The following is a 20,887-nucleotide window of genomic DNA, read 5'->3' as shown; positions in this document are numbered from 1 at the left end:
CCGGCGTTAAGGTTCCCTGGTGTTGGCTAAAGCCTTAGAAACCAAGTGATTGTGCGTTGTCTTTGGTGACTTCGAGGATCTTGTTAAAGCGGATCACTTTCTTCTCCGTGTCGATATCGGCTTTCCCTAAACCATCGATACTCAGGTCGGCGTTAACTTCTTTGCCCTGCAACAGCTGATCGGCAACCGTTACCAGCGCGTAGCCCGCGTCTTTTGGATCCCACAGCAGCGCTTTTTTGATATCACCACGCATCAGGTAAGGTGCAGCCTGTGCTGGCATTGCGATCCCGACGACGGCGATTTTATCTTTGGCGCGTTTTTTCTGCACAGCCTGACCCGCTCCGATTGGACCCAGCGAGCCGAAACCGATAATGCCCTTCATCTGTGGATAGGTTTTCATCAGGTCCAGCGTCGTGGCGTAGGATTTATCGATGCTTTCCGCGACCGGCAGACGTGAAGTGACCTCAAACATTTCCGGATATTTTTCTTTCTGGTACTTAATTGCATAATCCGCCCACGCGTTATGCAGCGGCACCGTCAGTGAACCGACATAGATGGCGTAACCCCCTTTGCCGCCCATATTTTTTGCTAACTCATCGACGTTGGCCTGCGCGTATTTTTCACTATCGATGGTTTCGATATCCCATTGGCCAATTTGCTCATCCGGGGATTCGTGCGTCAGAACGACAATGCCTTTATCGCGCGCTTTTTTCAGTACTGGCTCAAGGACCTTGGCGTCATTCGGTACCACGATGATGGCGTTGACGTTTTTGGCGATCAGATCTTCAATCACTTTGACCTGCTGTGCCGGATCCGGCGTGGAAGGCCCGGTCTGGTAAGCATTCACATCCAGTTTTTTTGCTGCTTCATTAACACCGGTTTCCATCCGGTTAAACCACGGAATCCCGGTGACTTTGGCAACCACAGCAATTTCATATTTTTCCGCCGCAAAAGACGTGCCGGACAACATGCATGCAGAAACCAGGGTTGCACTGAGTAATGCGAGTTTGAATTTCATAGTTGTACCTTTCGTAGGGGGCAGGACATGTCACGGCGTGAAGTTAACAACGAATGGAAGAGGGAATGAATTACAAGTTTGGTGAATGTGATCTATGCCCATTATTGTAATTTTATGGAAAATAAATGGTTAAATATTGGTTAAATTTGAACGGAAATACACTCAGGAATTTAAATTCAGTGTTAATAAAACATTAAAATGAAACCATAAATTAACAAATTGTTATCATTTTACTTAAGTTGTGGCGACGAAAAGGTATTTGAGAGGATGTTGCTGAAGAAGAAATTGTTGAAATTGAGAACTGAATCGATACCGGAAAAGGAGGCTCAACATTTTTTCGTTCAATGGTATCCTCAGCACACTTTCGCCAAACACAGCATCATTATTTGTGGCGGTGTAGATTTTTCTCGTGGAGAACTCATGCAAGGCGTTAAACGTATCATTATGACGTTGTTTCTCGCGATCCTGTCCTTTGGCGCAGGTGCGCATCCCCACAGCTTTATCCATTTGAAAACCGAGATAGTGAGCGAGAATGACCAGTTCGTCGCGCTAAAAATGCGCTGGACGATGGATGAAATCACCTCGGCAGATCTGCTTTACGATGCGGGAAATGCCAAACCTGGTGATGAGATCTGGAAAAAACTGGCGGCAGAAGTGATGGCCAACGTCCTCGGGCAGCACTATTTCACCGAAGTGTGGCACGACGGGAAAAAGGTAAAGTTTAAAAACAGGCCGACGGAATATGGCATGGAGCGTGAAGAACATCAGGCAGTGCTGACGTTCGTGTTGCCGCTGGCGGAAGCTCAGCCGCTGAGCGGTCAAAAATATACCATTTCAACCTTCGACCCCACCTACTACGTTGATATGAGCTATGACAAAGATAGCGATGCCTGGCTGGCGCAGGCCATAAGTCAGCAATGCCGTATTTCAGTACATACGCCGACGCCGAATGAACAAATGCTGAGCTTTGCGCAGTCGCTGGATAAAGAAGACGCACCGCCGGAGGATATGGAATTGGGTAAACAGTTTGCACAGACGGTGACGCTGCAATGTCCGTAGTTTATCAACAACGCGCCGCCAGACGCCGCTGGCTCACGCTATGGCCGCTGGCGGTGTTTTTACTGCTGGCTGCAGTCGGCATACTGTGGCTATGGCAGGCCTGGCCGCAGGTGATGATGAAGAGTGTCGTCTGGCAGCGCGACGTTAACCAGCAGATGAGCGGTTTGCTGAAAGCCGTTGCCGCCAATCCGGCCCAGGCCGGGGGATCGCTGCTGCTGTTTAGTTTTCTCTATGGTGTGCTGCATGCGTTGGGACCAGGACATGGAAAAGTCGTCATTACCACCTGGCTGGCAACGCATCCCTCGAAGCTGAGATCGAGTATTGGCTTGACGCTGGCCTCATCTTTATTACAGGGACTGGTCGCCATCGGGCTGGTGGTTGTGGTGCTCACCATTTTGCAGTTGCCTGCGCGACAGCTACATATGAGTAGTTTCTGGCTGGAGAAAGGGAGTTATGCGCTGGTTGGCGTGTTGGGCGTTTTATTGTGCGTCCGTGCGCTGAAGAAATTGCGCCAGTTACTGCGTCGCCCGAAATTTATCGCCTTCACGCCGCACCATGTGCATCACGAGGGATGTGGCTGTGGGCATCAGCATTTGCCTGATCCTGAACAGCTGCAAAGCGGTGATGACTGGCGCGCCCGGCTGATGATCGTTTTGTCTATGGGAATGCGGCCATGCTCCGGGGCAATTATGATTTTACTGTTTAGCAAAGTGGTTGGCGTTTTTAGCTGGGGCATGGCATCAGCGCTGGCGATGGCGGCCGGAACCTCTTTGACGATTACGTCACTGGCTTTGCTGGTACACAGTTTCCGCTCGCTGGCGGTGAGACTTAGCGGACATAAAGCGCCGGTGCTGTGGCGACAGATTGGCTGGACGACGTTGGCATTAGCCGGTGGTGCGATGCTGATTGCTGCTGCGGTAGTGATGTGGGTGAGCGCGGTGCCGGTGGGGCGAGGGATTAGACCGTTTTAATCAAAGCCGGATGGCGGCTACGCCTTGTCCGGCCTGTATCAACACGTAAGCCCGGTAAGCATGACACCACCGGGCTGTACTGAATTAACGCTTCAGCGCGTCGCTCAGTTCGTCACGCATGTTAGCCAGCATGGCTTTCACTACGCGCGGATTACCTGCAACGATGTTGCCAGTCGCCATGTAGTTATGACCGCCGGTGAAGTCGCAAACCAGTGCGCCTGCTTCACGAGCAATCAGCTCACCTGCGGCGAAATCCCATGGTTTCAGACCGATTTCGAAGTAACCGTCAACGCGTGCAGCGGCAACGTAAGCCAGATCCAGCGCAGCAGAACCTGTGCGGCGGAAGTCAGCGCACTCGGTAAACATCTTGCCAAGAATTTTCATGTAAGAAGTGGCGTGCTGTTTCGCTTTGAACGGGAAACCGGTGGCGATGATGGTACCGTCCAGATCGCGTGCAGTGCTGCCACGCAGACGGTAGCCGTTCAGCTGTGCGCCCTGGCCGCGGGTTGCGGTGAACAGTTCGTTACGCATTGGATCGTAAACAACGGCGACTTCAGTACGGCCTTTAATGCGTACTGCGATGGAAACCGCGAAGTGCGGCAGACGTTTTACGAAGTTGGTAGTGCCATCCAGTGGATCGATAACCCATTGAACATCCTGATCTTCACCAACATGCTCACCGCTTTCTTCGGTGATGATGGTGTGCTGTGGGTAAGATTTGCGAATTGTTTCGATAATAATCGCTTCGGCGGCTTTATCGACGTTAGTCACGAAATCATTGCTGCCTTTCTGGCTGGTTTCTACAGAGTCTGGCGTTTCGTAGTGTTTGGCAATTACATTACCCGCCTTGCGCGCTGCGCGCACGGCGATGGTCAGCATCGGATGCATCGGTCTCTCTCACTGGATGTTAAAGAACGGGAAAACGGCGCAGAGTATAGCAGCGAGTTCGGAATATGTCTTCGTTTTATGATAATATGCCCGAATAATCTTTAGCCGAAGAAATACAATGCTGCAAAATATTCGAATCGTGCTGGTGGAAACCTCTCACACTGGCAACATGGGCTCTGTGGCCCGCGCAATGAAAACCATGGGTTTAACTAATCTGTGGCTGGTAAATCCACTGGTTAAACCGGACTCCCAGGCCATCGCCCTGGCGGCTGGTGCCAGCGATGTGATCGGCAGCGCGCAGATCGTCGATACTCTCGATGAAGCGCTGGCGGGTTGCAGCCTGGTGGTAGGTACCAGTGCGCGCTCCCGTACGCTGCCGTGGCCGATGCTGGATCCGCGTGAATGCGGTTTAAAAAGCGTCTCTGAAGCAACGAACTCGCCGGTGGCGCTGGTGTTTGGACGTGAACGCGTTGGCCTGACCAACGAAGAGCTGCAGAAGTGCCATTATCACGTCGCCATTGCCGCGAACCCGGAATACAGCTCGCTCAACCTGGCGATGGCGGTGCAGGTCATCTCTTATGAAGTTCGCATGGCCTGGCTGGCAACGCAGGAAAGCGACAAGACCGCAGAATACGAAGAAGCTGAGTATCCGCTGGTCGATGATTTAGAGCGTTTTTACGGTCATCTGGAACAAACGCTGCTGTCGACCGGGTTTATCCGCGAAGGACATCCGGGGCAGGTGATGAACAAGCTGCGCCGTCTGTTCACTCGTGCGCGTCCTGAGAGCCAGGAGCTGAACATTTTGCGCGGAATTTTAGCTTCTATAGAGCAGCAGAATAAAGGCAAGTAAGCGTCCTGATGCCGGATGGCTGCACGATTTCCAGGCCGGATTAGCGAAGCGCCATCCGGTAAGTGAAAATGGCACTGAAGGTTAAATACCTGACTAAATTAGTCAAGTAAATAGTTGACTGATTTAGTCGGGAATGTCAGACTTGCCCCTGCTATGCAATACCCCCATTTTACAATAAAAAACCCCGGGCAGGGGCGAGTTTGAGGCTAAGTAAGACATGAGACTGACATCAAAAGGGCGTTATGCCGTGACCGCAATGTTGGACGTTGCGCTCAACTCCGAAACGGGCCCGGTACCGTTGGCTGATATTTCTGAACGTCAGGGAATTTCCCTGTCATATTTGGAGCAGCTGTTTTCCCGTTTGCGTAAAAACGGTCTGGTTTCCAGCGTACGTGGACCAGGCGGCGGGTATCTGCTGGGTAAAGATGCCGGCAGCATCGCAGTAGGTGAAGTGATTAGCGCTGTTGACGAGTCTGTAGACGCGACCCGTTGCCAGGGCAAAGGCGGTTGTCAGGGCGGCGATAAATGCCTGACTCACGCGCTGTGGCGCGATCTGAGCGATCGTCTGACCGGTTTCCTCAACAACATTACGTTGGGCGAACTGGTGAATAATCAGGAAGTCCTGGATGTGTCTGGTCGCCAGCACACACATGACGCTCCACGCAGCACTCGCACGCAAGACGCTATCGACGTCAAACTGCGTGCCTAATAAAAATTACGCAATATCTTCTGGTTGCATCAAGGCAGCCAGAAAGATGAAGCGTAAAAAGTATTTCAGAATCAGGCCGGGGTGCCAGACGCCCCGTTAACTCGGTCGTACATCCAGCCGGTTGCCTGGTTCCTTGCATTGAAGCGATGTACGGAGTTTATAGAGCAATGAAATTACCGATCTATCTCGACTACTCCGCAACCACGCCGGTGGACCCGCGTGTTGCCGAGAAAATGATGCAGTGTCTGACCCTGGACGGAAACTTTGGTAACCCAGCTTCCCGTTCACACCGTTTCGGCTGGCAAGCTGAAGAGGCGGTAGATATCGCCCGCAATCAGATCGCTGATCTGGTCGGTGCCGATCCGCGTGAAATCGTCTTTACTTCCGGTGCGACGGAATCCGATAACCTGGCGATTAAAGGTGCAGCCAACTTTTACCAGAAAAAAGGCAAGCACATCATCACCAGCAAAACCGAACACAAAGCCGTGCTGGACACCTGCCGTCAGCTGGAGCGCGAAGGGTTTGAAGTGACCTACCTCGCCCCGCAGCGTAATGGCATTATCGACCTGAAAGAACTTGAAGCGGCAATGCGTGACGACACCATTCTGGTCTCCATCATGCACGTTAACAACGAAATCGGCGTGGTACAGGATATCGCAACCATCGGCGAAATGTGCCGTGCCCGCGGTATCATCTATCACGTTGATGCGACTCAGAGCGTGGGCAAACTGCCTATCGATCTGAGCCAACTGAAAGTTGACCTGATGTCCTTCTCCGGCCACAAAATTTATGGCCCGAAAGGTATCGGCGCGCTGTACGTTCGTCGTAAACCGCGTATTCGTATTGAAGCGCAGATGCACGGCGGCGGTCACGAGCGCGGCATGCGTTCCGGTACGCTGCCTGTGCACCAAATCGTTGGGATGGGGGAAGCTTACCGTATCGCCAAAGAAGAGATGGAAACCGAGATGGCGCGCCTGCGCACTCTGCGTAACCGTCTGTGGAACGGCGTGAAAGATATGGAAGAGGTGTACCTCAATGGTGACCTCGAGCAGGGCGCACCGAACATTCTCAACGTTAGCTTCAACTTTGTTGAAGGCGAGTCGCTGATTATGGCGCTGAAAGACCTGGCTGTGTCCTCCGGTTCTGCATGTACCTCTGCAAGCCTGGAGCCATCCTACGTGCTGCGCGCGCTGGGGATGACCGACGAGCTGGCACATAGCTCAATTCGTTTCTCTTTAGGTCGTTTTACTACCGAAGAAGAGATTGACTACGCCATCAATCTGGTTCGCAACTCCATTGGCCGCCTGCGCGACCTTTCCCCGCTGTGGGAAATGTTCAAACAGGGCGTGGATTTGAACAGTATTGAATGGTCACATCACTAATCGGTACCGATAAGGAGAATTCATCATGGCTTATAGCGAAAAAGTAATCGATCATTACGAGAATCCACGTAACGTGGGCTCTTTTGACAACAGCGACGAGAACGTGGGCAGCGGCATGGTGGGTGCACCGGCCTGTGGCGACGTGATGAAGTTGCAGATCAAAGTCAACAATGAGGGTATCATTGAAGACGCGCGTTTCAAGACTTACGGCTGCGGTTCCGCTATTGCCTCCAGCTCTCTGGTTACCGAATGGGTAAAAGGGAAATCTCTGGACGAAGCACAGGCGATCAAAAATACCGATATCGCCGACGAGCTTGAACTGCCACCGGTGAAAATTCACTGCTCTATTCTGGCTGAAGACGCGATTAAAGCCGCGATTGCGGATTACAAAAGCAAACGTGAAGCAAAATAATTAAGAGTTGAGGTTTTATTATGTCGATTACCTTAAGCGACAGTGCAGCAGCGCGTGTAAATACCTTCCTGGCAAACCGCGGTAAAGGGTTTGGTCTGCGTCTGGGCGTGAGAATCTCCGGCTGCTCAGGTATGGCTTATGTACTGGAATTTGTTGACGAGCCGGCGGCTGAAGATACCGTGTTTGAAGACAAAGGCGTAAAAGTCGTGATCGACGGTAAGAGCCTGCAATTCCTCGACGGTACGCAGTTAGACTTCGTCAAAGAAGGTCTGAACGAAGGGTTTAAGTTCACTAACCCGAACGTGAAAGACGAATGTGGATGCGGCGAAAGCTTCCACGTGTAACGCGCTTACTGATAACCCCACCGTGGTCGCCTGCGCGTGGGGTTTGTTTTACCTGACTCTCTGGTTTTGCCTCATCGAACAACAGAGAATCGATGCCCTGAGAATGTTATGGACTACTTCACCCTCTTTGGCTTACCGGCCCGTTATCAGCTCGATACTCAGGCGCTGAGCCTACGTTTTCAGGATCTGCAACGTCAGTATCATCCTGATAAATTCGCCAGCGGTTCTCAGGCGGAACAACTTGCTGCGGTTTCGCAGTCCGCCACTATCAACCAGGCCTGGCAAACGCTGCGTCATCCTTTGATGCGCGCCGAATACTTGTTGTCTTTACACGGCTTTGATATCCGCAGCGAGCAGCACACGGTGCGCGATACCGCGTTTCTGATGGAACAGCTGGAGCTGCGCGAAGAGCTGGACGAGATTGAACAGGCAAAAGACAATCAACGGCTGGATGCGTTTATGCAACGCGTCAGCGAAATGTACAACGTTCGCCATCAACTGATGGTTGAACAGCTGGATAGCGAGACGTGGGACGCAGCGGCAGATACCGTGCGTAAGCTGCGTTTTCTCGATAAACTGCGAAGCAGTGCAGAACAACTCGAAGAAAAACTGCTCGATTTTTAATTTCCGGAAGCGAAAATGGCCTTATTACAAATTAGTGAGCCTGGTCTGAGCGCCGCGCCGCACCAGCGTCGTCTGGCGGTCGGTATCGATTTAGGCACCACCAACTCCCTGGTTGCGACCGTACGCAGCGGCCAGGCCGAAACGCTGGCAGATCATGAAGGTCGCCACCTGTTGCCGTCAGTGGTTCACTATCAGCAGCAGGGCTACTCGGTCGGTTACGATGCCCGCGCCAATGCTGCGCTGGATACGGCAAACACCGTCAGCTCGGTAAAACGCATGATGGGCCGCTCTCTGGCGGATATCCAGGCGCGTTACCCACATCTGCCTTATTCATTCCAGGCGAGCGAAAACGGCCTGCCGATGATTGAAACCGCTGCCGGTTTGCTTAATCCGGTGCGCGTATCCGCTGACATTCTGAAAGCGCTGGCCGCGCGGGCAACCGAATCGTTGTCCGGCGAACTGGATGGCGTAGTGATCACCGTTCCGGCTTACTTTGACGATGCACAGCGTCAGGGGACGAAAGACGCCGCGCGTCTGGCGGGCCTGCACGTATTGCGTCTGCTGAACGAACCGACCGCTGCGGCGATCGCTTATGGCCTGGATTCCGGTCAGGAAGGCGTGATCGCGGTCTATGACCTTGGCGGCGGTACTTTTGATATTTCTATTCTGCGCCTGAGTCGCGGCGTGTTCGAAGTGTTGGCGACCGGTGGTGATTCCGCGCTGGGCGGCGACGATTTTGACCATCTGCTGGCCGACTATATTCGCGAGCAGGCGGGCGTTGCCGATCGCAGCGATAACCGCGTACAGCGCGAGCTGCTGGATGCCGCGATTGCAGCGAAAATCGCACTCAGCGACGCCGATTCTGTGACGGTTAACGTGGCGGGATGGCAGGGTGAAATCACCCGTGAAACCTTTAATGAACTCATTTCCGCACTGGTTAAACGTACGCTGCTGGCCTGCCGCCGTGCGCTGAAAGATGCGGGCGTTGAGCCGCAGGATGTGCTGGAAGTGGTAATGGTCGGTGGTTCAACGCGCGTGCCGCTGGTACGTGAACGCGTCGGTGAATTCTTTGGCCGTACGCCGCTGACCTCTATCGACCCGGACAAAGTGGTCGCTATCGGTGCGGCAATCCAGGCGGATATTCTGGTCGGGAATAAACCGGACAGCGAAATGCTGCTGCTGGACGTTATCCCGCTGTCTCTGGGACTGGAAACCATGGGCGGTCTGGTGGAGAAAGTGATCCCGCGTAACACCACTATCCCGGTGGCGCGCGCGCAGGACTTCACCACGTTTAAAGATGGCCAAACCGCGATGTCCATTCACGTGATGCAAGGCGAGCGTGAGTTGGTGCAGGACTGTCGTTCACTGGCGCGTTTTGCGCTGCGCGGTATCCCGGCGTTGCCGGCAGGCGGCGCGCATATCCGCGTGACCTTCCAGGTCGATGCTGATGGGCTACTGAGCGTCACCGCTATGGAGAAATCCACCGGCGTTGAGTCCTCGATTCAGGTCAAACCGTCCTACGGTCTGACCGACAGTGAAATCGCCTCCATGATTCAGGATTCGATGAGTTTTGCCGAGCAGGACGTTAAAGCTCGTATGCTGGCAGAACAGAAAGTCGAAGCGGCACGCGTACTGGAGAGTTTATCCGGTGCGCTGAACGCTGATGCCGCGCTGTTAAGCGCCGCAGAACGTCAGGCTATCGACACCGCTGCTGCGCACTTGAGCGAGGTAGCACAGGGTGACGATGTTGACGCGATAGAACAAGCCATTAAAAACGTAGACAAACAAACCCAGGAATTCGCCGCTCGCCGTATGGACAAATCCGTCCGTAGCGCGCTGAAAGGCCATTCCGTGGACGAGGTTTAATATGCCAAAGATTGTTATTTTGCCTCATCAGGATCTCTGTCCCGATGGCGCAGTTCTGGAAGCTGAGACCGGCGAAACCATTCTCGACGTTGCCCTGCGTAACGGTATCGAGATTGAACACGCCTGTGAAAAATCCTGTGCCTGCACGACCTGCCACTGCATCGTACGTGAAGGTTTTGATTCTTTGCCGGAAAGCACAGAAGAAGAAGACGACATGCTGGATAAAGCCTGGGGACTGGAGCCGGAGAGCCGTTTAAGCTGTCAGGCACGGGTAACCGAGGACGATTTAGTGGTCGAAATCCCACGTTACACAATCAATCATGCACGTGAGCATTAACAGAGGGTAGTATGGGACTGAAGTGGACCGATAGCCGCGAAATCGGCGAGGCGCTGTACGACGCGTTCCCCGATCTCGATCCCAAGACCGTTCGTTTCACCGATCTGCACCAATGGATCTGTGACCTGGAAGAGTTCGATGATGATCCACAGGCATCGAACGAAAAAATCCTTGAGGCCATTTTACTGGTCTGGCTGGACGAAGCCGAATAAGTCAACGGGCTGCCCACGGGTGGCCCGTTTTCCTGTATGCGCGAAATAAGGATAAATAAAATGACAGAAGCCATGAAAATTACGCTTTCCACGCAACCCGCTGACGCTCGCTGGGGTGAAAAGGCGACATACAGCATTAATAATGACGGTATTACCCTGCACCTGAACGGAAAAGATGATCTCAGCCTTATCCAGCGCGCCGCGCGTAAAATTGACGGCCTGGGTATTAAACATGTCCAACTGGATGGTGAAGGCTGGGATACCGAACGTAGCTGGGCGTTCTGGCAGGGTTACAAAGGACCAAAAGGCACCCGCAAAGTTGAGTGGGCCGCTCTGGACGAGGCGCAGCGCAAAGAGCTGGATAACCGTCTGAAGATTATTGACTGGGTGCGCGATACCATTAACGCACCTGCAGAAGAGCTGGGCCCGGAACAGCTGGCGCAACGCGCGGTAGACCTGCTGTGCGGCGTGGCCTGCGACAACGTCTCGTACCGTATCACCAAAGGTGAAGATCTGCGCGAGCAGAACTACATGGGGCTGCATACCGTGGGTCGAGGCTCTGAACGTCCGCCGGTGCTGCTGGCGCTGGATTACAACCCGACTGGCGACAAAGAAGCTCCAGTTTATGCCTGCCTGGTTGGCAAGGGAATTACCTTTGACTCCGGCGGATACAGCATCAAGCAAAGCGCATTTATGGACTCAATGAAGTCCGATATGGGCGGTGCGGCAACGGTCACCGGCGCGCTGGCGTTTGCCATCACCCGTGGCCTGAACAAGCGTGTAAAGCTGTATCTGTGCTGCGCGGATAACCTGATCAGCGGCAACGCCTTTAAGCTTGGCGATATCATTCACTATCGCAACGGTAAAAAAGTTGAAGTGATGAATACCGATGCTGAAGGGCGTCTGGTACTGGCCGATGGCCTGATCGATGCCAGCGCGCAAAAACCTGAATTGATCATTGATGCTGCCACGCTGACCGGCGCGGCGAAAACCGCACTGGGCAACGATTACCACGCGCTGTTTAGCTTTGATGACCAACTGGCCGCGCGTTTGTTGGCAAGTGCGGCGCAAGAAAACGAGCCGTTCTGGCGTTTGCCATTGGCAGAGTTCCACCGTAGTCAACTGCCGTCAAATTTTGCCGAGCTGAACAATACCGGCAGTGCGGCCTACCCAGCGGGTGCAAGCACCGCGGCGGGCTTCCTGTCCCATTTCGTGGAAAATTACCAGCAAGGCTGGCTGCACATCGATTGCTCTGCAACCTATCGCAAAGCGCCGGTAGAGCAGTGGTCTGCGGGCGCAACCGGTCTGGGTGTGCGCACCATCGCGAATCTGCTGACCGCATAATTCATGACTGTATTGCCGGATGGCGCTACGCTTATCCGGCTTACATGTATTCATCCAATTTGTGATACTTATGTCCGAAACAAAAAATGAATTAGAAACGTTGCTGGAGCAAGCAGCGACAGAGCCTGCGCATCGTCCGGCATTTTTCCGTACTTTACTGGAATCCACCGTCTGGGTGCCGGGTACTGCCGCAGAAGGCGAGGCGGTAGTAGAAGACAGCGCCCTCGACCTTCAACACTGGGAAAAAGAAGACGGCACGACCGTGATCCCGTTCTTCACCTCCCTGGAAGCCCTGCAACAGGCGGTTGAAGATGAGCAAGCATTTGTCGTTATGCCGGTGCGTACGCTATTTGAAATGACGCTTGGCGAAACGCTCTTTCTCAACGCTAAACTGCCGACCGGCAAAGAGTTTATGCCGCGTGAAATCAGCCTGCTGATGGGGGAAGAGGGTAATCCGCTAAGCACCCAGGAAGTACTGGAAGGTGGTGAATCGCTGATCCTTTCTGAAGTCGCCGAACCTCCGGCGCAGATGATTGACTCACTGACCACGCTGTTTAAAACCATTAAGCCGGTAAAACGCGCATTTCTCTGCTCAATCAAAGAAAGTGCGGAAGCCCAGCCGAATCTGCTGATTGGTATTGAAGCTGAAGGTGATATTGAAGAGATTATCCATGCTGCGGGTAGCGTCGCGACCGATACGTTGCCGGGTGATGAACCCATTGATATCTGCCAGGTGAAGAAAGGTGAGAAGGGCGTGAGTCACTTTATCACTGAGCACATCGCACCGTTCTACGAACGCCGCTGGGGCGGTTTCCTGCGCGACTTCAAACAGAACCGGATTATCTGAGTGAAGGAAAGCCGCCACGAAGGATTATACCTCGTGCACTGAATAACTTTGCCGCTAACTCAGTTGGCTTTTTCTCCCTTAAAAGGGAGTATTAGTGCGCTACGATGAGCATGCGTTGCTAAAGCAGCACAGCCTGCTGGAAAGGCCGCGAACCGGACTGGCACAAAAAAAACCGCTCATTGAGCGGTTTTTTTGTGGGTGAAAAAGATGAGTAAATCAGATTTTATTGAGTCTCAGCCGGTTCTACCGGTAAATCGTTACGCGCGCCCCATTCGCTCCATGCGCCGTCATACAATGCGACGTTAGAAACGCCCAGCGTGGCAAGCGCCAGCACAACCACCGCCGCCGTGACGCCTGAGCCGCAGCTGGCGATAATGGGGCGGTCAAAGCTTACGCCATGGCTGAAGAAAATAGCATCCAGTTCGTCGGTAGTTTTCAGTTCACCGTCACGAACCAGTTCTGTCCACGGTACGTTAAGCGCACCAGGCACATGGCCACGCTTGAGGCCCGGACGCGGCTCGTCAACTTCGGCATTAAAACGCGCAGCCGGTCGGGCATCGACGATCTGCGCCGTTTTTTCATGACTGGCCAGCAGTACGTCGGTAACGCGCACAACCGCTTCAGGTGTAAATGCCACGTTAAATTCACCTTCCGGTAAATCCTCATTTCCTTCTTTGAGCATTAGCTCATCGCGCTGCCAGCCAGCCAGACCGCCCGCCAGAATGGAGACATTCTCGACACCAAATGTCCGCAGCATCCACCATGCGCGTGGCGCGGAAAACAGGTTGCCATCATCGTAGACAACCAGGTGTTTATCCTGATGAACGCCCAATTCGCGCATCGCTACGGCAAAGGCTTCCGGTCGCGGCATCATATGCGGTAGCGGTGACGTATGGTCGGAAAGCGCTTCAATATCAAAAAAGACTGCGCCAGGAATATGGCCTGCACGATACTCCTCGCCAACATCGCGATCTTCCTGTCCTGGAGGTGCCATCCGGGCATCAAGAATTTGTATTTCCGGGTCGTCAATGTGTTCGGCAAGCCAGTCGGCAGCGACAAAAAAGGCGGTGGTCATAGGCATCTCCATTTTTACCAGGTTTTGGCAAATTGTCGGATGTTTAGTGCAATGCGACAAGTAAAAGAGGCTGATTTGTCAGGCGAATCCACATTAATCACGAAAAAATAGGACAACGTAGAACAGTTACTGGCTTTCACAGCCGAAAATCTGACGCATAATAGTTGTTCTACGTAGCTAACGGGCCACTACGGCCAGGGATGAAAAATGAAACATTTACGCGTAGCGGCCTGTATGCTGATGCTGGCACTGGTTGGGTGCGATAATAATAACGAAAAATCACCGACGGCTGCGAAGCCTGATGCGCCTGCACCGCAGACTGCGCCAGCAAAAGATAAGGCCCAATTACAAAAGCTGATTCAGCAAAGCCAGGGCAAGTCGCTGACGCTGCTTGATGCCTCCGAGGTCCAGCTCGATGGCGCGGCAACGCTCGTTTTAACCTTTTCCATTCCCCTCGATCCGGAACAAGATTTTTCTCGCGTAGTGCACGTTGTTGATAAAAAAAGCGGCAAAGTGGATGGGGCCTGGGAGCTGGCGCCAAATCTAAAAGAGCTACGCTTACGCCATCTCGAACCTAACCGGGAACTGGTGGTTACCATTGAGCGTGATTTGCTGGCGCTGAATAAAGCGACGTTCGCTATCGATTATGAAAAAAATATTACCACCCGCGACGTCCAGCCAAGCGTAGGGTTCGCTAGTCGCGGCTCGCTGCTGCCGGGAAAAGTGATTGAAGGGTTACCGGTGATGGCCCTTAACGTTAATAGCGTGGATGTGAACTTCTTTCGCGTGAAGCCTGAGTCGCTCGGTGCGTTTGTCAGCCAGTGGGAATACCGTAATTCGTTGTCAAACTGGGAGTCAGACAATCTGCTGAAAATGGCGGAGCTGGTTTATACCGGACGCTTTGACCTCAATCCTGAGCGTAACACCCGAGAGAAGCTGCTACTGCCACTGAGCGATATCAAGCCGTTGCAGCAAGCAGGCATTTACATTGCGGTGATGAATCAGGCCGGACACTATAACTACAGCAATGCTGCTACGCTGTTTACGCTCAGTGACATTGGTGTCTCTGCGCACCGTTACCACAATCAACTGGATGTCTTTACACAGAGTCTGGAAAACGGCGCTGCGCAGCAGGGTATTGAGGTCACGTTACTCAACGAAAAAGGGCAGACGCTGGCGCAGGCTACCAGTGACGCGCAGGGTCACGTCAAGCTGGAAACCGATAAAGACGCGGCCTTATTGCTGGCCCGTAAAGACGGGCAAACCACGCTGCTGGACCTGAAGCTCCCGGCGTTGGATCTGGCTGAATTTGATATTGCCGGCGCGCCGGGATACAGCAAGCAGTTCTTTATGTTTGGCCCCCGAGACCTCTATCGCCCTGGCGAAACGGTGATCCTCAACGGATTACTGCGAGATAGCGACGGCAAAACGCTGCCTGACCAGCCGGTGAAGCTGGAGGTCGTTAAGCCCGACGGACAGGTGTTACGCTCGGTAGTGAGCCAGCCGGAAAACGGTCTGTATCGCTTTAGCTGGCCGCTGGACAGCAGCGCGCCAACCGGCATGTGGCATATTCGTGCCAATACTGGCGACAACCAGTCGCGGATGTGGGATTTCCACGTCGAAGATTTCATGCCTGAGCGGATGGCGCTCAATCTCACCGCCAATAAAATACCGGTGGCTCCAACTGATGAAGTGAAGTTCTCGGTGGTGGGCTACTACCTGTACGGCGCGCCCGCCAACGGCAATGCTCTGCAAGGGCAGCTTTTCCTGCGCCCGCTGCGGGAAGCGGTGCAGGCATTACCGGGGTTCCAGTTTGGTAATATTGCCGAAGAAAATCTTTCTCGCAGCCTCGATGAGGTTCAGTTGACGCTGGATGACCACGGTCGCGGCGAAGTGACTACCAACAGCCAATGGCAGGAGACGCATTCTCCGTTACAGGTGATTCTGCAAGCCAGCCTGCTGGAGTCGGGTGGCCGTCCGGTGACGCGTCGGGTTGAACAAGCCATCTGGCCTGCGGATACGCTGCCAGGTATTCGTCCGCAGTTTGCGGCGAGAGCCGTATATGACTACCGCACCGATACTACCGTCAATCAGCCTGGCGTTGATGAAAACAGCAATGCCGCTTTTGATATTGTGTATGCCGATGCGCAAGGTGAGAAAAAAGCGGTGTCCGGTTTACAGGTGCGTTTGATTCGTGAACGCCGTGATTATTACTGGAACTGGTCTGAAGGCGAGGGCTGGCAATCGCAGTTCGATCAAAAAGATCTGGTTGAGGGTGAGCAGACCCTGGATCTTAAGGTCGATGAGACCGGTAAAGTCAGCTTCCCTGTCGAGTGGGGTGCCTATCGCCTGGAAGTGAAAGCTCCGAATGATGCGGTGAGCAGCGTTCGCTTCTGGGCTGGTTATAGCTGGCAGGATAACAGCGACGGCAGCGGGGCAGTGCGTCCCGATCGCGTGACCCTGAAACTGGATAAACCCGGCTATCGTCCCGGCGATACCATGAAGCTACACATTGCCGCACCCGCTGCAGGCAAAGGTTACGCGATGGTGGAGTCCAGCGAAGGCCCGCTGTGGTGGCAAGAGATAGACGTACCGACGGATGGTCTTGATATCTCCATCCCGGTCGATAAAACCTGGAATCGCCATGACTTGTATCTCAGCGCGCTGGTGGTTCGTCCTGGCGACAAGTCTCGTTCGGCAACGCCAAAGCGGGCAGTCGGCTTACTGCATTTGCCGTTAGGCGATGAAAACCGTCGTCTGGCGCTGGCGCTGGAAAGTCCGGCGAAAATGCGTCCAAATCAGCCGTTGACCGTCAAGATTAAAGCCAGCGTTAAAAATGGCGACGTGCCAAAACAGGTTAACGTGCTGGTCTCAGCCGTTGACAGCGGGGTGTTGAACATTACCGATTACGCCACGCCGGATCCCTGGCAGGCGTTTTTCGGGCAAAAACGCTATGGCGCGGATATTTATGATATTTACGGCCAGGTGATCGAAGGGCAAGGACGTCTGGCGGCGCTGCGCTTTGGTGGTGATGGCGATGAGTTAAAACGCGGCGGCAAGCCACCGGTTAATCACGTCAATATTGTGGCGCAACAGGCGCTGCCAGTGACGCTTAACGAGCAGGGCGAAGGTACGGTGACGTTACCAATTGGTGATTTCAACGGCGAGCTGCGGGTAATGGCGCAAGCCTGGACGGCGGATGACTTTGGCAGTAGCGAAAGCAAAGTGATTGTCGCCGCGCCGGTAATTACTGAACTGAACATGCCGCGCTTTCTGGCGGGGGGCGATACCTCGCGCCTGACGCTGGACGTGACCAATCTGACTGACAAACCGCAAACGCTGATTATTAATCTCGCGGCCAGCGGTTTACTGGAGCTGATGGGGCAAGATCCCGCCCCGGTGAATCTGGCGCCAGGCGTACGGACTACGCTGTTTATTCCGGTGCGTGCGCGGGAGGGCTTTGGCGATGGCGAAATTCAGGCGCAAATTAGCGGTCTGAATCTACCGGGTGAAACGCTGCCTGTTCAGCATAAACAGTGGAAAATTGGCGTGCGACCGGCGTTCCCGGCGCAAACTGTTAATTACGGCGTCGCACTTCAGCCGGGCGCAACCTGGCAGCTTCCGGGCGAAGAACTGACGAATTTCTCTCCTGTGACGATGCAGGGACAACTGCTGTTCAGCGGTAAGCCACCGCTGAATCTGGCGCGCTATATCCGTGAACTGAAAGCTTACCCTTACGGTTGCCTCGAGCAAACGGCGAGCGGGTTGTTCCCATCCTTATACACCAATGCCGCGCAGTTGAAGGCGTTAGGTATCGCGGGCGACAGCGATGAAAAACGCCGTGCGGCAGTAGAGATTGGCATCTCTCGTTTACTGCAAATGCAGCGTGATAACGGCGGTTTTGCGCTGTGGGATAAGAACGGGTCGGAAGAGTACTGGCTGACCGCGTATGTGATGGATTTCCTCGTTCGCGCGAATGAACAGGGCTATAGCGTTCCGGCAGAGGTGATTAACCGGGGTAACGAGCGGCTGCTGCGCTATTTGCAGGATCCGGGCATGATGTCGATTCGCTATACCGACGACGCATCAGCAAGCCGGTTTGCCGTACAGGCCTACGCCGCGCTGGTGCTGGCTCGTCAGCAGAAAGCCCCGCTCGGCGCGCTGCGTGAGATCTGGGAGCGTCGTGCGCAGGCGGCTTCCGGTTTACCGCTGTTGCAACTGGGGATAGCGCTGAAAAACATGGGCGACGCCAACCGCAGTGAACAAGCATTGACGCTGGCGCTGAATACGCCACGTCGCGATGCTCAGCAGTGGATGGCGGATTACGGCAGTCAGCTACGTGACAACGCGCTGATGCTGGCATTGTTGGAAGAGAACAAGCTTAAACCTGACGTGCAGAATACGCTGCTGAACACTTTGTCAGAACAGGCCTTTGGGCAGCGCTGGCTCTCTACTCAGGAAAACAATGCGCTGTTCCTTGCCGCGCGTACGTTACAGGACTTGCCTGGCTCGTGGCAGGCGCAAACGTCACTCTCTGAACAGGCGTTAGCCGGGGAGAAATCACAAACGCGTAATCTGGATGCTGACGCGCTGTCTACGCTGAACGTCACCAATACCGGTAATCTGCCGCTGTGGCTGCGTCTGGATGTGAGTGGTTACCCGCAAACCTCGCCGACGCCTGCCAGCAACGTCCTGCACATTGAGCGTCAGATCCTGGGGCTCGACGGGAACAGCAAAGCGCTGGATTCTCTGCGCAGCGGCGAGCTGGTACTGGTCTGGCTGGAGGTGAAAGCCAGCCAGAACGTACCGGATGCGCTGGTGGTCGACTTACTGCCAGCCGGCCTGGAGCTGGAAAACCAGAATCTGGCCAACGGCAGCGCCAGCCTGCAGGACAGCGGCAGCGAGGTAGCGAATTTGCTCAATCAGATGCAGCAGGCGGATATCCAGCACGTTGAGTTCCGTGACGATCGCTTTGTCGCCGCGGTAGCGGTCAACGAAGGGCAGCCGGTGACGCTGGTCTATCTGGCGCGGGCGGTAACGCCGGGGACCTATCAGGTTCCTGTGCCGCAGGTGGAGTCAATGTATGTTCCGCAGTGGCGCGCGACCGGTGCGACAGAGGGGCTTTTGATTGTCAGACCGTAAATGATGCGCGGGTTGGGGAAACGCGGCTGCTGGCTCTGGCTGGCAGCCGTTGCGCTATTGCTGGTAGCGGTGGTTTGGGCGGCAGATAAAATCTGGCCGCTGCCGCTTCACGAAGTCGATCCGGCACGTGTCGTGGTGGCTTACGATGGTACGCCGCTATGGCGCTTCGCCGACGCGGACGGCATCTGGCGTTATCCGGTGACTATTGATGAGGTGTCCCCCCGTTACCTTGAGGCGTTAATCAACTACGAAGACCGCTGGTTCTGGAAACATCCCGGCGTCAATCCGTTTTCAGTGCTGCGCGCGGCATGGCAGGACCTCTCCTCAGGTCGCGTCGTTTCAGGCGGCAGTACGCTCACCATGCAGGTCGCACGATTGCTCGATCCCCACCCGCGAACTTTCGGCGGCAAGTTCCGCCAGCTCTGGCGTGCATTGCAGCTGGAATGGCATCTTTCTAAGCGCGACATCCTGACGCTATATCTTAACCGTGCGCCGTTTGGCGGCACGCTGCAGGGCGTGGGTGCGGCGAGCTGGGCCTATCTTGGTAAATCACCCGCACAGTTGAGTTATTCCGATGCCGCGCTGCTGGCCGTGTTGCCGCAGGCACCGAGCCGTCTGCGCCCGGACCGCTGGCCGGACCGCGCTGAAGCGGCGCGCAATAAAGTGCTTGAGCGCATGGCGACGCAGGGCGTTTGGCCTGCCAGACAGGTGCAGGAGTCACGCGAAGAACCGGTCTGGCTGGCGCCCAGACAAATGCCGCAGTTAGCGCCGTTATTCTCGCGCATGATGCTGGGAAAAAGCCGGAGCGATAAAATCGTGACCACCCTTGACGCCGGATTGCAGCGCCAACTGGAAGAGCTGGCGCAAAACTGGAAGGGCCGCTTACCTGCGCGCAGTTCGCTGGCGATGATTGTGGTCGATCACACTGATATGAGCGTGCGTGGCTGGGTGGGGTCGGTAGATATGAATGACGGCTCCCGCTTTGGCCATGTGGATATGGTGAATGCGATCCGCTCGCCGGGCTCGGTGCTGAAGCCGTTTATCTATGGTCTGGCGCTGGATGACGGATTAATTCATCCTGCTTCATTGTTGCAGGATGTACCGCGTCGAACCGGAGATTATCGACCAGGGAATTTTGACAGTGGTTTTCATGGCCCGGTCAGTATGAGCGAAGCGCTGGTGCGCTCGCTAAATTTACCCGCCGTACAGGTACTTGAAGCCTATGGCCCGAAGCGTTTTGCCGCATCGTTACGTAACGTTGGCTTACCGCTGTATCTGCCCGCAGGTGCCGCACCGAATCTGTCGCTGATTTTGGGCGGGGCAGGGGCCAGACTGGAAGACATGGCGGCGGCGTACAGTGCCTTTGCCCGTCAGGGAAAAGCGGGGAAACTGCGCCTGCAGCCAGACGATCCACTGCTGGAGCGTCCGTTGATGTCGGTAGGCGCGGCGTGGATTATTCGCCGCATTATGGCTGACGAAGCGCAACCGCTGCCGGATAACGCGCTGAGCAGAGTGGTTCCGCTGGCGTGGAAAACGGGTACCAGTTATGGCTATCGCGATGCGTGGGCGATTGGCGTTAACGCCCGTTATGTGATGGGGATCTGGACCGGCAGACCCGACGGTACGCCGGTGGTGGGCCAGTTTGGTTTTGCCAGCGCCGTGCCGCTGCTCAATCAGGTCAACAATCTTTTGCTCTCTCGCGGGACAAATCAGCCAGAGGATCCGCGCCCTGAATCCGTTAGCCGCGGCGTAGTGTGCTGGCCGGGCGGGCAGTCACTTGCGCCGGGAGACAGCAACTGTCGACGCC

At 54.7% G+C, this 20,887-nt stretch carries 18 protein-coding genes; 15 read left to right on the top strand and 3 right to left on the bottom strand.

Features of this window, described 5'->3' with window-relative positions; all coding sequences use genetic code 11:
• Positions 1-34: 34 nt before the first annotated feature.
• Complete coding sequence (locus FDW87_RS01505) at positions 35-1,018, bottom strand: autoinducer 2 ABC transporter substrate-binding protein (RefSeq protein ID WP_003037665.1); 984 nt, start codon at positions 1,016-1,018, stop codon at positions 35-37.
• Between the two features lie 420 nt (positions 1,019-1,438).
• Here FDW87_RS01505 and FDW87_RS01500 point away from each other — a divergent pair, with 420 nt between their 5' ends.
• Positions 1,439-2,077 (top strand): DUF1007 family protein, encoded by a 639-nt coding sequence (locus FDW87_RS01500; protein ID WP_019077386.1) that lies wholly within the window; start codon positions 1,439-1,441, stop codon positions 2,075-2,077.
• Positions 2,068-3,048, top strand: coding sequence for a nickel/cobalt transporter (locus FDW87_RS01495; RefSeq protein WP_137379382.1), 981 nt, complete (start codon positions 2,068-2,070; stop codon positions 3,046-3,048). Before FDW87_RS01500 ends, FDW87_RS01495 begins: the two co-directional genes overlap by 10 nt.
• A gap of 84 nt (positions 3,049-3,132) precedes the next feature.
• Here the strand turns inward: FDW87_RS01495 and suhB are convergent, their stop codons facing one another.
• Positions 3,133-3,936: an inositol-1-monophosphatase gene (gene suhB, locus FDW87_RS01490; protein WP_016157140.1), complete on the bottom strand. Its 804-nt coding sequence runs from the start codon at positions 3,934-3,936 to the stop codon at positions 3,133-3,135.
• A gap of 118 nt (positions 3,937-4,054) precedes the next feature.
• Between suhB and trmJ the strand changes: the two genes are divergently transcribed.
• The 11 genes from trmJ (at position 4,055) to sseB (ending at position 12,863) form a co-directional block, all read left to right on the top strand.
• Complete coding sequence (gene trmJ, locus FDW87_RS01485) at positions 4,055-4,786, top strand: tRNA (cytosine(32)/uridine(32)-2'-O)-methyltransferase TrmJ (protein ID WP_016157139.1); 732 nt, start codon at positions 4,055-4,057, stop codon at positions 4,784-4,786.
• Positions 4,787-5,003: 217 nt separating this feature from the next.
• Complete coding sequence (iscR, locus tag FDW87_RS01480; RefSeq protein ID WP_005120405.1) at positions 5,004-5,495, top strand: Fe-S cluster assembly transcriptional regulator IscR; 492 nt, start codon at positions 5,004-5,006, stop codon at positions 5,493-5,495.
• 167 nt (positions 5,496-5,662) lie between these two features.
• A complete protein-coding gene (gene iscS, locus FDW87_RS01475) occupies positions 5,663-6,877 on the top strand; it encodes a cysteine desulfurase (RefSeq protein WP_016154009.1) in 1,215 nt (404 codons plus the stop codon).
• Between the two features lie 25 nt (positions 6,878-6,902).
• The gene (gene iscU / locus FDW87_RS01470; protein WP_002913991.1) at positions 6,903-7,289 is read left to right on the top strand and encodes a Fe-S cluster assembly scaffold IscU; all 387 of its coding nucleotides are present in this window, start codon (positions 6,903-6,905) and stop codon (positions 7,287-7,289) included.
• Between the two features lie 20 nt (positions 7,290-7,309).
• On the top strand, positions 7,310-7,633 hold the full coding sequence (iscA, locus tag FDW87_RS01465) for an iron-sulfur cluster assembly protein IscA (protein ID WP_137379381.1): 324 nt from the start codon (positions 7,310-7,312) through the stop codon (positions 7,631-7,633).
• 108 nt (positions 7,634-7,741) lie between these two features.
• Positions 7,742-8,257, top strand: coding sequence for a co-chaperone HscB (gene hscB, locus FDW87_RS01455; RefSeq protein ID WP_016154008.1), 516 nt, complete (start codon positions 7,742-7,744; stop codon positions 8,255-8,257).
• Between the two features lie 15 nt (positions 8,258-8,272).
• Positions 8,273-10,123, top strand: coding sequence for a Fe-S protein assembly chaperone HscA (hscA, locus tag FDW87_RS01450; protein WP_016157138.1), 1,851 nt, complete (start codon positions 8,273-8,275; stop codon positions 10,121-10,123).
• A gap of 1 nt (position 10,124) precedes the next feature.
• A complete protein-coding gene (gene fdx / locus FDW87_RS01445) occupies positions 10,125-10,460 on the top strand; it encodes an ISC system 2Fe-2S type ferredoxin (protein ID WP_003037690.1) in 336 nt (111 codons plus the stop codon).
• An 11-nt stretch (positions 10,461-10,471) separates the two neighbouring features.
• Positions 10,472-10,672, top strand: a complete 201-nt coding sequence (gene iscX, locus FDW87_RS01440) for a Fe-S cluster assembly protein IscX (RefSeq protein WP_003037694.1) — start codon at positions 10,472-10,474, stop codon at positions 10,670-10,672.
• Between the two features lie 60 nt (positions 10,673-10,732).
• Positions 10,733-12,016 carry an aminopeptidase PepB gene (pepB, locus tag FDW87_RS01435; RefSeq protein WP_016157137.1) on the top strand — a complete coding sequence of 428 codons (1,284 nt, stop codon included), beginning with the start codon at positions 10,733-10,735 and terminating at the stop codon, positions 12,014-12,016.
• A 70-nt stretch (positions 12,017-12,086) separates the two neighbouring features.
• Positions 12,087-12,863, top strand: a complete 777-nt coding sequence (gene sseB, locus FDW87_RS01430) for an enhanced serine sensitivity protein SseB (protein ID WP_016157136.1) — start codon at positions 12,087-12,089, stop codon at positions 12,861-12,863.
• A gap of 223 nt (positions 12,864-13,086) precedes the next feature.
• Here sseB and sseA read toward each other — a convergent pair whose 3' ends face one another.
• Positions 13,087-13,938: a 3-mercaptopyruvate sulfurtransferase gene (sseA, locus tag FDW87_RS01425; protein WP_016154005.1), complete on the bottom strand. Its 852-nt coding sequence runs from the start codon at positions 13,936-13,938 to the stop codon at positions 13,087-13,089.
• A gap of 207 nt (positions 13,939-14,145) precedes the next feature.
• On the opposite strand from sseA, the gene FDW87_RS01420 reads away from it, so the two are divergent.
• Both FDW87_RS01420 and pbpC read left to right on the top strand, forming a co-directional pair.
• Positions 14,146-19,080, top strand: a complete 4,935-nt coding sequence (locus FDW87_RS01420; protein WP_137379380.1) for an alpha-2-macroglobulin — start codon at positions 14,146-14,148, stop codon at positions 19,078-19,080.
• A partial coding sequence (gene pbpC / locus FDW87_RS01415; RefSeq protein WP_252362938.1) for a peptidoglycan glycosyltransferase PbpC occupies positions 19,081-20,887 on the top strand: 1,807 nt, incomplete at its 3' end.

Source organism: Citrobacter sp. wls826 (assembly GCF_005281245.1).
Taxonomy (GTDB): Bacteria; Pseudomonadota; Gammaproteobacteria; order Enterobacterales; family Enterobacteriaceae; genus Citrobacter; species Citrobacter braakii.
Note: the sequence above shows the minus strand (reverse complement) of the source record. Positions and strands in the feature narration are given on the sequence as shown.